The organism is Bryocella elongata (genome assembly GCF_900108185.1).
GTDB lineage: Bacteria > Acidobacteriota > Terriglobia > Terriglobales > Acidobacteriaceae > Granulicella > Granulicella elongata.
On record NZ_FNVA01000001.1, the window covers coordinates 1 to 14,056 of the forward strand.

The following is a 14,056-nucleotide window of genomic DNA, read 5'->3' on the forward strand; positions in this document are numbered from 1 at the left end:
CCAGTACAACTGGCATCGACCTCATACCAGCCTCGATCGAAAACCTCCCATCAGCCGATCTGGACTCAACGTAAATAACCTGCTGATACACCACAGCTAGAGCTCACCTCGGTCTAGCGTTCGGGCGTAGAGCCAGTTCGGTTCTGCACCCGAACGCTCGACATGCTCTGCAGGAGTGCAGCGGCAGACATCCACTATCTTGCTCGGAGGCGCAGCCCGTTGTTGGAGGCTGGGCGGCGGCGGAAAGAACAGAGCCTGAAGATGAATCGCAGAGAATTCCTCGGTGCGGCCGCAGCTATTTCGCTGACGGGCAGGGCCGTGTCCCCGTTTTCAATTCCGGGGCAGACCTCGTCGACGGGCCGCAACCTGATTCCACAGCGGCTGTCGACGGCTCCGAACTACTGGTGCACGTGGGCCGTACAGAACTATCGATTTGGAGAGGGTAAACAGGCCATAGATGTCACCCGTTTGGAAGGAGATTCTGGCGCCGGTCTCGCTCATGATGCAATGAATGGAGAGGCATTGTTCGGAGCTCAAGGATGGGCGAAGACGTTTCATTCACGAACGCGCAATGAGCTCTACTTACTCCTCGACGATGGATGGGAGGCCGAGGGGACGGCCACCTTCAAGTTGGATCACGCAAAGTTTCCATCATTTCGAGGACCGAATGAGGAACGCCTGAGGTCATTGAATCGTGAGGCGCAGCGGCTTGGCTGGCGTGGCGCTGCGCTCTGGTGTCGCAATACTCCTGGCGGCTCCAGGGACCTCGCGCTCGAAGACGAATGCAGCAAGGCCGGGATCAGCTATTGGAAGATCGATATCGGAGACCCGGAATTCAATCTGTTGCGCGTAAGAAACAAAGAGCGCATCCCACTCACGCTAGAGCATGTCTACGGCGAACCTCCGACAAATGGCAATTGGAGACTCGATGGCCGCTTTGGTCCGCAAGGTTGGGACTCACGGCGGATGGAGATATTGCGACACACGGATGTCTACCGCACCTATGATGTGACCTCAATTCTCTCGCTTCCGACGACACTCGACCGGGTGAATGAGTTACTGCGCTCGGCAGCTGGCCATTCGGAGATTCATAGCCTCCTGAATGTCGAAGATGAGGTGTATGTGGCAGCCGTGCTCGGTTGCACAATGGGCGTTATGCGTCATCCGCTGATTGGCCTGAGGCCTGGAGATGATCCTGATCTCTTCTTTAACGGCCCGCGAAAGACGAAGCGCCGTATGGATGAGGTGGTGCGCGCGCAACGTTGGCAAAGAATCGCTGCGCCCTTCGCTGCCGGAGTCGGATCCTTCGAAGCATCCGATGAGATCCTGACCGATGGCTGGAAGTTCGCAAGCGGCGAGACGTGGCAGCATGGGCTGGTCGGATCTACCGTATGGCAAAGTGCGCCAGCCGTCATCGCGCGCAACATGGCGCTTCCGGAGGTTACTGCCATCGATGGTGAAAAGCCTTTCGTCTTCGCTGCACGTTTCCCGAATGGTGCGGTCGCTGTAGGAGTTCACGAACGCACGCACCCAGGACGCGGCTGGTATCTGCCACGCTGTCGAGTGACAGTACATGTCGACGATGCTTCCGGTCCGTTCGGGATCTTTGGCGAATTTGATCGACTTACCTTAGACTTCGACAGGCCCGTCCAGAACAGGCGGTTGCTTGCACAAGATCTCGCGGGCGAAAAGTCCGTTGACATCACTGCGCCTGCCGAAATTAGCCGGACTTCAGTCAGCTTTGGCGGGCAGCTCTTGCGCGAGGTTGGACTACACAACAGAAGTGCGGGCGACTTGTCCTCACCCGGTTTGGTCCTTGTCTTGATGTAGTAGAACGAGAACGGGATCTTATCGCAGCGAGCTCATGGAGAAGATCCGGCGCGGCGATTGATCGATCAAGTGAAAGAGTATGGTGCCCATGAAGAAGATTTGCGCATTAGTTCTTGGATTGCTGGGAGCGATGAATCCGTTGTTTGCACAGCGGTCGAATGTGTCGGCCACTCCCCCTATGGGATGGAACAGCTGGAACCATTTCGCAGAAAAGGTGACGGAGGCAGATGTAAGAGCCGCCGCCGACGCGTTGGTGTCGAGCGGTATGCGTGACGCGGGGTATGTGTACGTCAATATTGATGACACCTGGGAAGGGAAGCGGGACGCGCAGGGCGTGATCCACACCAATGATAAGTTCCCCGACATGAAGGGGCTCGCGGATTACGTACACTCCAAAGGCCTGAAGCTTGGCATCTACTCCTCTCCAGGGCCCAGTACGTGCGCCGGTTACGAAGGAAGCTATGGCCATGAGGACGAGGATGCCAGGACCTACGCTGCATGGGGTATCGATTATCTCAAGTACGACCAATGCAGCTTCGGCGACATCATCGAACAGCAGGCCGGCGGCGATCAAGACAAGGCGGCCAGTATCCAACGGGCGGCTTACGAAAAGATGCACCAGGCGATCATGAAGGCCGGACGGCCCATGGTCTATAGCTTCTGCCAGTATGGCCTCTATGCCGTGTGGCAGTGGGGACCTGACGCGGGCGCGAACCTGTGGCGAACGACAGGCGACATCAGTGATCATTGGGATCGTATGTCGCTCATCGGGTTCGATCAGGACGGATTGGAGAAGTTTGCTGGGCCGGGCCACTGGAACGATCCCGATATGCTCGAGATCGGCAACGGAGGGATGACGCGCTCCGAATATGAGGTGCACATGAGCCTCTGGGCGATGCTCTCCGCTCCGCTATTGGCCGGGAACGATCTGAGCAAAATGACACCGGAGACAAAATCCATCCTGATGAACCGCGACGTTATTGCTGTCGATCAGGATCCTCTGGGGCATCAGGCGAAGAGGCTGTGGGTAGAAGGTCCGATGGAAATATGGGGTAAAGATCTATCGGGAGGCCGACGTGTCATAGCGTACTTCAATCGCGGTGAGGCGGCCTTTGACTTCGATCCGCGCCTGTCGATTCTGGCACCGTTGCATGGGGTACGCTTCAAAGATCTCTGGAGCGGCAATACCATCGTCTTGAATGAGAAATCTCGACTGCTTGTGCCCCGACACGGCGTGTTGCTCCTGAGGCAACAGTGATGGGGCAGAAGATGTGGCGGGATTGGTGTTGCGCTCTCTTGCTACTGCTTGGCCCTGGCAGATACAGCCAGGGCCAGGATCCAAAGGCCGCATCCAATTTGCAATTTACTTCTTCGGATAAGAAGCTCACCGAAGCATTTTCGTGGGCCAGGACGCAGGCTTTGACCTACGCACATGAGTCTGGCGATCCGGTAGGACCTTGGTACGAAGCGGCCTTACCGGAACGGGATGCCTTTTGCATACGGGATGTGTCTCACCAAACCACCGGGGCGGCCGCACTCGGCTTGTACCCAGCAAACAAGAACATGCTGCAGCGTTTTGTCTCGTCGGTAACTCCTATTCGTGACTGGGCGGGATATTGGGAGATCGATAAAGCGGGGGAGGCTTCACCTGCGGACTATCTCACCGATGAAGACTTCTGGTACAACCTGCCTGCCAACTTCGATCTGCTGGATGCCAGCTTTCGCATGTGGCTCTGGACGGGCGATTCCTCGTTTGTGACGGAGCCTCGATTCAAGAGCTTCTTCCAGGAGACGTCAACGGACTATGTCTCACGTTGGCAGCTGGGGCCTGACGAAGTACTTTCGCGGCCAAGGATCATGAACCGCCGCTTGCAGAAGGGCAAGTTTGTTGAAGCGCGAGGCATCCCGAGCTATACCGAGGGCAGAAGCAACTTCAACGTCGGCACCGATCTTCTTGCCGCGGAGTTTCGCGCGTTCGAAGACCTCAGCTTCCTCGCTTCGGCACAAGAGCACGAGCTGCAATCCCGCAGCTACGCCGCTACCGCGCGCAAGCTGCTCAATCTGATTGAGACCAGAGGGTGGTCTGAGAGCGATCAACACTTCGCGGGGAGTCTCGCGGATGATGGCACACAGAAGGACGGCGATGGAGATGCGATGGTCCTTTACTTCGGCGCAGTCCGAAACCCTCGGCACCTACGGGGGGCGTTGTCCTGGATCTCTCGGCCAGAATTTCGCAGAGACATCGGCATCGAGGAAGAGAGCTACTTGCCGCAGATTCTTTATCACTACGATCGCGCCCAGGCGGCGTATGACACCATCCTGAACCTAACCCGTTCAGACAAGGAGCGGCGCACCTATCCCGAGGTGTCATACGCCGTCGTCGCAGCTATCGTTACCGGAGCGATGGGCGTTGAGGTTGCGTACGATCGATCGTCCCTGTCGTTCGAAGTGGGGTCGTTGGACAGGCTAGCGGACCCTGTCGCCGAAGCGAGGATCGCGCATCTGCATGTCCAACAGAACGACGTGGAACTTGAGCATCGCGGACAGTCTGCAAGTTCAATCACCAATGTCTCGGGACCGCCGCTGCTTTGGAAGGCAGAGTTTTACGGCCGGACCAATGTTCTAGACGTTGAAGGGGAAAAGCGTCGAGCCAGAGTTACACGCGATTCGGCTGGCGAGCCCGTCAGCTTCGTGGTGATTCGCGTTCTCCCTGGCATGCACATAACTGTGAAGCGACCCCAGGCACTCCAACCCTGAATCGGTCGCTCAAGCTTTTGATTTCTTGTGCTGTCCGCATAGGTGTTGGTCGATATGAGTTGAGCGATGCGCAGTGGTCGGGGTCCACAAGCGACGCAGCCGCTGGACTGTTTGTGGGACAAGGTCTTGGGCGACCTGGTGGCTAACCGCAGGAACCTGTATCGAGGTCGGTATGTTTCAACTCCCGACATCCGAAACTTCGCTTGTGGCACTCCCGAAAGTGTCCCACACCATGCGTGCGCGCCGTTCGGCTGCGATAACGTTGAGTTGTCTTCGCGGGTGGGAGCGAAGACCGTTCTTACTCAACCCCTTCGAGCTCTTGCGTGAACGCATACATCACCTCTCTGGGCAAGTTCCTTCCGGGCGAGCCCGTCGCCAACGACGATATGGAGTCGCATCTCGGCCTCATTGCAGGCAAGCCGTCAAGGGTGCGCCAGCGTATCTTGAAGCAGAACGGTATTCAGTCTCGACACTACGCCATCGATCGCCAACAGCGGAGTCTCTTCTCCAACGCGGAGATGACCGCGAATGCAGCACGCTGTGCGGTCGCACGCGGTGGTCTCGCGCTGGCGGACATCGACTTCATTGCTGCAGCGACTTCGCAGGCCGATCTTCCGCTGCCTGGCTTCGCGAGCATGGTGCATGGGGAGTTGAAGTCTCCGCCGTGCGAAGTGACCACCGTGCACGGCATCTGTGCCAGCGGCCTCATGGCGATGAAGGCGGCGGCGTTGCAAGTCTCTGCGGGCAAGCAGAACGCACTGGCATGTGCAGGCGAGTTTGCCAGCCGCCTCTTCAAGGCTTCTCGCTTCGATGATCAGGAACTCGTACGTGAGGAGGGTCTCGGCTTTGACGCCGAGTTCCTGCGCTGGATGCTCTCGGACGGCGCCGGCGCCGCGATGCTATGTCCGGCACCTGCACCGAACGGCCTCAGCCTCCGGATTGACTGGATCGAGCTTCGCTCGTTCGCCAACAACTTTGAGCCATGCATGTATGTTGGCCCAGCAAAACAGGAGGGCCGCATCCCGCAAAGCTGGCTGGACTATTCCAGCTATCGCGCTGCGGCGGATGCAGGTGCGATCAACCTTCGCCAGGACATCCGCATGTTGAAGGAAGTCGTTCGTCATGCGGTGGGCGGACTCTTGCAGGTTGCGAAAGAGAAATCGCTCGCCCCGGAGGAAGTTGACTGGCTCGCGGTCCACTATTCCTCAAATTTCTTTCGAGAGCAGTCCGCGGCGTTGGCCACCAAAGCCGGCTTCCACATTCCGTCCGAGCGCTGGTTCTCGAATCTGAGCACTACCGGCAATGTTGGATCTGCTTCCACGTTCCTGTTGCTGGAGGAGCTTCTCTATTCGGGCAAGTTGCTACCCGGCCAAAAGGTCCTCTGCCTGGTCCCGGAGAGCGGTCGCTTCATCTTCGGCTACATGCTCCTCACGGTAGTCTCAGGCGCACAAGACCCAATGCCCTCTGCACCGCCGCTTCACGCTGAACCGCCACGGTTGGACGCGGGCTCTACTCCTCTCGCACAACAGCTGACCCGTGAACTGTCTCTCGTGTGGTTTGATCTCGAAGACAGGATGCAGCGCGTGCCGCTTCTCCAGAAGCTCTATGCCGGGCGCTTCACGATCGAGGACTATCGCTCGTTCCTTTTCAACCTTCGTCAGCAGGTGATCGATGGATCGCGTTGGATCGCCCGAGCTGCATCAAGCATCACGCCGGAGTACCTTCCGATCCGTAGTGCGTTCATCCAGCACACAAGCGACGAGCACCGCGACTTCGAGATGCTCGAACGAAACTTCGTCTCAACAGGGGGCTCGATAGAGGAGATTCGTACGGGCCGCAAGAACATCGGCAGTGAGGCTCTTTCGGCGTACATCCTCGAGCGCGCGGGGCATGAGAACCCGTTCGACCTCATCGGCGCGATGTTCATTGTGGAGGGTATAGGTCAGCGCCTGGCGCGGCAGTGGGGAGAGCGCATTCAGGCCACACTGCAGCTCAAAGACGACGCGGTTTCGTTCTTTCTCTACCACTCCGAGAGCGATATCGTGCATTTTCAGCGGCTCGATCTCGCACTTGCCTCCGGTATATTGACGCCGCCGCTCGTCGAGGCCATTGTCAGGTGCGCTCGCGTGACCGCCCGTCTATACGTTCTCCAACTGGAAGAGATTGGCAACTTTTAGCTCGCTGTGCCTGCGTTTCATTACTCGGAGCCGCCGCACTGAGAGGTCCATCATCATGCACTTGAGTCTCTTGCTATTTCCCGCCGCGTATTACCTGCTCGCCGGCCTTGGAGTGAACCTTGCCTATCATCGCGTCCTGTCGCACCGATCGCTACGCTTACCCCGTTGGCTCGAGCGCGGGCTGATCACCCTTGGCCTGCCTGCGGGCACGCCCATTCAGTGGGCCGGGAACCATCGCTTTCACCACGCGCATACCGACACCCCCGACGACCCACATTCTCCTCAACATCAGGGATTCTGGTGCGCCCACACAGGCTGGTATCTTGGTACTCATTCTGTTGCGCTCGCCGTCCTCTACGCATTCGGCGGTCCACTGCGTACTGTCTTCGATGCCTTCTGGCGTCCTCGCACGAATCAGGAGCATGACGCTCTCGCACGAGATATTGCCGCCGACGGCTATTACCGTTGGCTCAGCCGCCCATGGCCATATACCTTCGTTCTTCTGGCACTGCACGTCGCTGTACCCGCATACATTGCGTGGCATTTCTGGGGTGTCGCCGGACTGATGACGTTTTGGCTGACGCTGATGGTTCTGTACAACCTGGGAGACGCGATCGACAGCGTGGCTCATACCTTCGGCGAGCGGCTCTCCCAAGCTGGCGACCAGTCGCGCAATAGCGCTCTGATGGGACTCCTTATCCATGGAGAAGGATGGCATGCCAATCACCATCGTGTGCCCTGGAGCGCACGCCATGGCATTCGCCCGGGGCAGTTCGACTGGACCTGGCAAGTCATTCGGCTGCTGAGGGCGATGAGACTCGCCCACAATGTGCAGGTAGCAACTCATGCAGACTTGGTCGATCACCACTAAACTCACATCACCGGAGAATCTCATGGACGTGACAGAGCTCTACGAGAAAGCGCCCTACAATCCCGACGACCCCAACCCTTGGCTCGCACTCTACCTCGACGCGAGCCTGCCACTCTCTGACGAGGTGAAAGCTGCGTTGCTGGCGAACTCGGGTTCGAAGTCGCGCCAGTTTGTGTTGCCGTTCCTCCGTCCACTCGCCAAGCTCTCGATTGTGCTGCTGCAGATCGTCAAGCTCGTGGTCCCCAATAAGCTCACGTCGTCGAAGATATGCCACTGGCTGATCTACAAAGGGCTGCAGGCCTTTGTTCGTCCTGACGCGAATTACCTGATTCTGCGCCACTTTCATATCGGTTCCGAAGTGCTCGGGTTTGTGGCCACGAATGTGCCGGGTGTCAGCATCCCGCTCAATCCGCTCCGCCCACGCACGCTCGCCGATCTGCAGGACGACATCTTCTTGAAGCACGACCTCAACATCTACAACTTCCTCATCCGTCTCAATCGCGAGATGAAGGAACGTCGTCTGAAGCTCACGAAGCAGGCGCATCCCAACTTCAACTGCATTACCGATGGTCCCTTTGCGATTGACGAAGCTGGGCTCCCTAACACCTGGCACAATTTTCTCGATCTCGAGTCAGCCATCGAGATCTACACCCCGGTGTACCAGCTCTTTCTTACCGACTCCGACTTTTGGCGAGCATGCAACTCTCTCCAACTCGACGAGACCGTCGCGATCTATGCCTCGAAGCTACTTGGCGATTCCAGTTATGTCGGACTGGTGAACAACAAACATCCCCTCGTGCCACTTTCCACTCTTCAAGCCGGATATCGCCTGCTGCTCCACGGACTGGCGGCAGAGAGCCTTCACGCGCAGCTGGTGCAGATCAAACGCGCACAGGTTGCGACCGCGGAGCCGGTGCTTGCCTAGACATAACAGCGAACCCCTCCGTCGGCGTGAAAGAAGTGGGCTCTTATCGACAGGGAGCACCTTCAGAGATACATCAAGGAATGTAGCCGCCTGCTCGATTGATCCTTATCCGTCATAGCATCGGAAGAGGTCAGCGGAAGTTCAGCGCGGCCCTGGAGGATAGATGGACGTAAAGAATTTACTCGCTGAGATTGACGCGGAAATTGCGCGGCTGCAGTCCGCACGGGCGTCGTTGGTTGCGTTGTCGGGTACTGCTACACCGAAACGCGGCCGTCCGAAGGGCAGCATGACCTTGGTTGCGAAGGCGATTCCGGAGCAGAAGCCCAGGAAGATGTCAGCAGAAGGGCGCAAGCGGATTGCCGAGGCCCAGAAGCGTCGCTGGGCAGCCGCGAAGAAGGCTGCCGCTCGAAAGTAAGAGATCACTGAGCTCGAAGAGGATGCTGCGTGAGCAGTTTCTGGCATCACCCGTTGCCGCTGACGATTGAGATCATTTCTGCGACAACAGAAGAGAACGAAGCCGTGAGAGGCCGCGGTAGAAGTGGCCTCTCACGCTCGCATATGACATTCCCGTCTCTTCAACGCTCTCTGGCAGGGAGTTCCCTCGGAAGTAGAAGACTCGAGGACATCGCACTGTTCGAGCGTGAGGTGCTCGCGGAAGCGTTTCAGCAGATCTCGTCCGCCGATCCGCTGAACGAGGTGTTGCTCCGCATCGCTGTTCCCTGCGTTCGGCAGATGCTGCTCTCCCAGTTCCTCAGCAGCATAGAAGCATCTCGCCAGACGCCAGCATGATGAATGACGTAAAGAAAAGCCCCCTGCGATGAGTTGTGTCCAATTCGATGACGAAGTCGACCACCGGCCGGCTTGAAGATCGCTAGCCCTGCCGAATGAAGTTGCTCAATGCCGTCGCAAGCACGCACCTCTCGTTGAGCTTGTGCACATGCATAGAAGGAGTGCGATCGTTCCTAAAGCCTTTGACGGAGTCAGCACCCTGGATGCCCAAGAGAAGCCTGGGTAGGACACAAACGCGACAACCGGAAATCACTGGCCTAAATTTCGAGATTCGCCATATTTGAGTGTGAGAGCTCTCCGCTTCGCGGCCCCTGATCCGCGTGGTGAAGCCTTCGGCGGCCCAGTTGGCTGTTGCCGAACTCGAGGTGTATGCGGTGCTGCATCGTGTTTCTGCGGATCTAGGCGAGCAGATAGCCGTTCACAGTGCTGTGGACGGCGAAATAGAGGTAGAGGGAGTAATCGATAGTGACGCGCGCAGAATGCAGATTCGCGATGCGATTGCGGGTATCCCCTATGCGAAGGCTGAGATCGAGAGCATCTCCGAGGCCACTGCTCATCGTGACGTGAATTTGCCTCGGTCGACGCTCGCTACGCTTGTCGAGTCCAATCCTCCGCTTCTGGCGGAGCGGATCAAGCATAGCTTTCCCGATGCAAATCAACGTTCCAAGTTTGTCAATGCTTCGATGTTTCTCTGCCAGGATGATTCAGCGCACGCGTGGGCGTTGAATAAGTTGGCGGATCGCTACACACCGCAGAATCTGGCCTTGTTGAGCGCCGATGAAAACTTTAAGCTGCATGGCATACTCGCTGACCACATCGCCGCGCTGCGAGGGGATGTTGGGCATCTGCAACGTCAGCTTGGGCCTTTGCCTGACTACGATCTCGAGACCTCGACGGCGAGCGCAGTGACTGGAGACCTGTTGTCCGCCTCAGGAGCCAGCCTGTAGATGGATGACTGGAGAATTCATGCCCATCGCGCGTATGAATCGATGGAGCTTGCGAGCGATACGGTGGCGTCGCTCCGGGTGGGAGCGACGGGGATGGAAGAGTCACCCTTCAAAGTGCAATTGAGACTTCATGCCACGTTGATCGAGTTGCAGGAAGAGAACGAGATATTCGATGAGAAGACATATCCATAGTACGTCACACCTGAAATTATCGCTTGACCATCGGCTGAGGACGACGCGTGATGTCGCAGGTGTTTCCGTGCATTCATGTTGACCGGCCGGCAGGGTTTCCTGCGCGAATTCGCGTATGAGGGAAGAGTTACGTCTAATTCAGATGCGAATGGAAGATCAGAGCGTAGTTCGCAGGCGAAAACATGCATCGCTCATATAGCTGCAGTGCGTGTAGTCAGATAAAATCCTTACAACCACGAGAAGGATAAAGATGAACATCAGGTGGAACTGCAACCTTCTAGCCGCAGCCATCGCGGCAAGTGCGGCAACGAGCGCGCTCCCGCAAAGCCAGGCGATCGACTGTAATATCGATGGCTATGTCAGGGCCCAGGATGGAGCCGCTCTAAATCACGCCCATGTGCGAATCGCGACGTGAATACGGGATTTGTAAGAGAGGCCGAAACCGATGACAACGGTTACTACCTTGTTCAGCTTCTTCCGCCGGGTACGTATACCGTGATGGCGTCCAGGGCGAAGTTCAACACCGCTGTGCGCAGCAACCCGGTGCTGACGGTGGGCGAGGCGGAGCGTGTATCTGCGCCTGGCGGTCGGGGATGTGAAGACTGCGATCGAGGAGAACAGCGAACCGCCAGTCGTGGAGGTCGAACGGACGACAGCGTACTCGAATGCCCATACGGAGCGCGATGCTCGCAGCATTCCTCTCGCCGCTCGTAATCCTCTTGAGTTTTATATCTTCGATCCGTTGTTGAACTCCGCACAAAATTCGATGGCGGCTCCGGGACGCAGACGCCATCCGTATCTTTTGCGGGTTTCAGCTCGGCTGGATTCAACGTCGATGGCGTCTCGAATAACCTGCAGGGCGGCGCTCGCAACGTCGTGATTAGTGGCGAAGCGATTGCTGAGTACCAGACGCTCATGAATCCCACTGCCGAGTTCGGCCGGTCGACAGGTCCATTCCTCAATGCCATATCGCGGTCGGGTACCAATGACTGGCACGCGTGGGTTTACATGTTCGCGAAGCAGAAGGAGTTGTCCGCGCGGCCTTACCTCCTTGCTCCAACTACGGTGATGCCAGGTTTCTCCAGGTATAACTATGGAGCGACGGTCGCCGGACCGGTGATTCGCGATAAGGTATCCTTCTTTTTGAGTTACGAACGTTGGGTGCAGGATAGTCCAGCGATCTCCACCCTCGGCGGCTCGCGACAGGCTCCGATCGCACAGGAGCTGGGTCTCGCGCCTGGCAAAGTTGGTACATGGGAGAACTCCTTTCGCGCTCACACGGTTACAGTCAAGGGCGATATTGTGCTCAATGACAGGAATCGTCTTGCGCTGCGCTACAACATGTACAACGATCATGAGTCCGGCAGCCACAGCGGCGCGGTGACGCGACATGAGGCCCCCGGATTTGACGACGAGCCGCAGAGCGGGACGGGGCAGTTGGTGACGGTGTCCAGCCCCACGCTCCTGAACCAGTTCCGCTTTCTCTATGCTTTTCGTCCCGTACAGCAGCCCACGCTCTCACCAAAGAGTCCCGCAGTAAACATCTCAGGTGTGGGCAACTTCAATGGCAACGCAGACGGCGACTACTGGTGTCTCGAATCCGGAGAACAGATGGTCGACAACCTCACCTGGGACAAGGGGCGGCACACGATCAAGGGCGGTGTCGAGATTCTCCCTGTCAACTTCCAGGACACGACCGCGAACCTGAACGGGACGTCTTCGTTTACATCGCTGCAGCAGTACCTGAACACAGTGCAGGGAGTAACGAATCCCGCGACTGGAAAACCATATAGTTACATACAGTTTACGCAGGCAACCGGATCGCAGATCTATGATGCGACGGTAATCTCAGAGGGATACTTCGTGCAGGCTGATGCGCGAGGGCGCGTTTGCGGACTGGATGCAACCGATCAACCGCACGGTTACGTGGCCAAACCATACCGCCATGATCACCGGGGTGAATGCGGCGAGGCATGACGTCTTGCTAAACGGAGATGTGATCTTTGGTGAGCACAGAGAGCCGCCTCGCATCGAACCTTGGATCGACAAAGAGAAGATGGTGCATGTTCCCGAGGTCTATGACCTGGCGCGGGAAAATGGTCTGACAACCGCGCAGGTGGACTGGGTCGCCATCCACCACGCGCACGGGATCCAGTGGCGGTTTCCGGAGCTGCCAGATCCTGACGGTGAGGTCGAGCGGGATCTTATTGCGCAGGGTGTGGTCACCGCCGAACAGCTGAGAGACTTCAATAAGTCCAGCTCAGCTTGGAGGGATCAGATTCGCATCGATGCGGTCGCGGACATTCTCGGGAGCATCATCCCCACCTGCTGGTGTTACACCTTACTGACCTCGATAACACGAACCTGCCTACGGTCCGACAGGTCGCGCGAGTCATACGTCAATGAAGAATCTTGACGACCGGATCCACGAAGTCTTGTACGCGGTGCAGAAGAACGGCGATCTGGTCGGGACGACGTTGTTCGTGGTGTCGGACCATGGGTTCTGGTCTTTCACTCACGTGGTGCATCCCAACGTGCTGCTCCGTGAGAAGGGCATGGTGCATGGAGAGGGACGCAAGATTACCTGTGATGCCTGGGTGATGGGTGAGGGTGGGAGTGCGCTCGTCTATGTCAACGAATAAAGCGATGAAGGCTACACTTATCCGACAACTCCAGGCGCTGTTGTCTGGGGCAGAGGGGGTCGAGCATGTCTTTACTGAGGCTGATTTTCCGGCGCTGGGTTTGCCGGTTCGCGCGGCGAGCGATCAATCGCCCGCGCTGTTTCTGACAGCGAAGCCGGCTATACATTGGAGGGAGGCGATCAAGCAGCGCTCTTTACCCCAAGGTGCAGCCACGGGACACACGGTTACATCAATACTGACCCGAAGATGGGGCACTCTTTGTCGCGTGGGGCGCTGGGATACGCAGCGGTGTCCATCTTCGGTCGATTCGAAACGTCGATGTTGCACCGACAATTTCGTCTCTTCTTCAGCTGAGAATGAAAGACGTAGATAGTCGAGTGCTCACGGAGAGACTCCGTCCGCAGCCATGAGGTAAGTGTGCATCGTCGCTGAGCTCAGAGCTTAGACGCACCTGGATCAGGTACGCGGTCGAGCGGTGGCCGCGTCGTGGCGGGCTTCTATGCGAGAGAGAATCTGCGATGCAACGGAGCACATAACAAAATACATTTACCTCCGGTGTCCCTGGAGCAGGCTGCATATCATATGAAACTCGCAACGAGCAGTTTGTGGTGATACCCTCTCGAGGCGGCCGATGCTTACGACAGTGGTACACGCGGCGCTTGAAGATGGACCTGCCGCTCCAGCTCCAGCGCAAATGCTGTCGCCGGCTCGTCGGAGTAACTGAGCCCAATGGAGATCGATTTCGAGGAAGATACTCTACCCTGCGAACGCTTAATCCCAGGCATGGATACAAGATGAGGTTCCACTGATCGCGAGCACGAAGATGAAGCACGGTATCGGAAGACGAAGCATAGCCGCTCTATACAAGGTTGTCATTGGGATGCTGCTGGGCAGCACGTCCCAAGGGCACCGAGCTGATGCGCTTC

14 protein-coding genes are annotated in these 14,056 nt (G+C 57.5%); all 14 read left to right on the forward strand.

Going from position 1 to position 14,056, the window contains the following annotated elements:
• Window positions 1-261: 261 nt before the first annotated feature.
• The gene (locus C4S68_RS00010; RefSeq protein ID WP_146071949.1) at window positions 262-1,830 is read left to right on the forward strand and encodes a hypothetical protein; all 1,569 of its coding nucleotides are present in this window, start codon (window positions 262-264) and stop codon (window positions 1,828-1,830) included.
• Between the two features lie 88 nt (window positions 1,831-1,918).
• Window positions 1,919-3,088 carry a glycoside hydrolase family 27 protein gene (locus C4S68_RS00015; RefSeq protein ID WP_103932071.1) on the forward strand — a complete coding sequence of 390 codons (1,170 nt, stop codon included), beginning with the start codon at window positions 1,919-1,921 and terminating at the stop codon, window positions 3,086-3,088.
• A gap of 305 nt (window positions 3,089-3,393) precedes the next feature.
• Entirely contained in the window at window positions 3,394-4,587 is a 1,194-nt protein-coding gene (locus C4S68_RS00020) for a hypothetical protein (protein ID WP_146071950.1), read from the forward strand.
• Between the two features lie 323 nt (window positions 4,588-4,910).
• Window positions 4,911-6,764 carry a StlD/DarB family beta-ketosynthase gene (locus C4S68_RS00025; RefSeq protein ID WP_103931004.1) on the forward strand — a complete coding sequence of 618 codons (1,854 nt, stop codon included), beginning with the start codon at window positions 4,911-4,913 and terminating at the stop codon, window positions 6,762-6,764.
• A 55-nt stretch (window positions 6,765-6,819) separates the two neighbouring features.
• The gene (locus C4S68_RS00030; RefSeq protein WP_103931005.1) at window positions 6,820-7,635 is read left to right on the forward strand and encodes a fatty acid desaturase; all 816 of its coding nucleotides are present in this window, start codon (window positions 6,820-6,822) and stop codon (window positions 7,633-7,635) included.
• Between the two features lie 22 nt (window positions 7,636-7,657).
• Complete coding sequence (locus tag C4S68_RS00035; protein WP_103931006.1) at window positions 7,658-8,560, forward strand: DUF6999 family protein; 903 nt, start codon at window positions 7,658-7,660, stop codon at window positions 8,558-8,560.
• 163 nt (window positions 8,561-8,723) lie between these two features.
• Entirely contained in the window at window positions 8,724-8,975 is a 252-nt protein-coding gene (locus C4S68_RS00040; RefSeq protein WP_103931007.1) for a hypothetical protein, read from the forward strand.
• Window positions 8,976-9,714: 739 nt separating this feature from the next.
• Window positions 9,715-10,296, forward strand: coding sequence for a hypothetical protein (locus tag C4S68_RS00045; protein ID WP_146071951.1), 582 nt, complete (start codon window positions 9,715-9,717; stop codon window positions 10,294-10,296).
• Window positions 10,297-10,488, forward strand: a complete 192-nt coding sequence (locus C4S68_RS00050) for a hypothetical protein (protein ID WP_103931009.1) — start codon at window positions 10,297-10,299, stop codon at window positions 10,486-10,488.
• Between the two features lie 250 nt (window positions 10,489-10,738).
• The gene (locus C4S68_RS23065) at window positions 10,739-10,903 is read left to right on the forward strand and encodes a hypothetical protein (RefSeq protein WP_160114920.1); all 165 of its coding nucleotides are present in this window, start codon (window positions 10,739-10,741) and stop codon (window positions 10,901-10,903) included.
• Window positions 10,900-11,202, forward strand: coding sequence for a carboxypeptidase-like regulatory domain-containing protein (locus tag C4S68_RS23880; protein WP_103931010.1), 303 nt, complete (start codon window positions 10,900-10,902; stop codon window positions 11,200-11,202). Before C4S68_RS23065 ends, C4S68_RS23880 begins: the two co-directional genes overlap by 4 nt.
• A 201-nt stretch (window positions 11,203-11,403) precedes the next feature.
• Entirely contained in the window at window positions 11,404-12,465 is a 1,062-nt protein-coding gene (locus C4S68_RS00060; protein WP_146071952.1) for an outer membrane beta-barrel protein, read from the forward strand.
• The gene (locus C4S68_RS00065; protein ID WP_160114921.1) at window positions 12,389-12,904 is read left to right on the forward strand and encodes an alkaline phosphatase family protein; all 516 of its coding nucleotides are present in this window, start codon (window positions 12,389-12,391) and stop codon (window positions 12,902-12,904) included. The genes C4S68_RS00060 and C4S68_RS00065 overlap by 77 nt, the downstream gene beginning before the upstream one ends.
• Window positions 12,891-13,130, forward strand: a complete 240-nt coding sequence (locus C4S68_RS00070; RefSeq protein ID WP_146071954.1) for an alkaline phosphatase family protein — start codon at window positions 12,891-12,893, stop codon at window positions 13,128-13,130. Before C4S68_RS00065 ends, C4S68_RS00070 begins: the two co-directional genes overlap by 14 nt.
• Window positions 13,131-14,056: the final 926 nt, after the last annotated feature.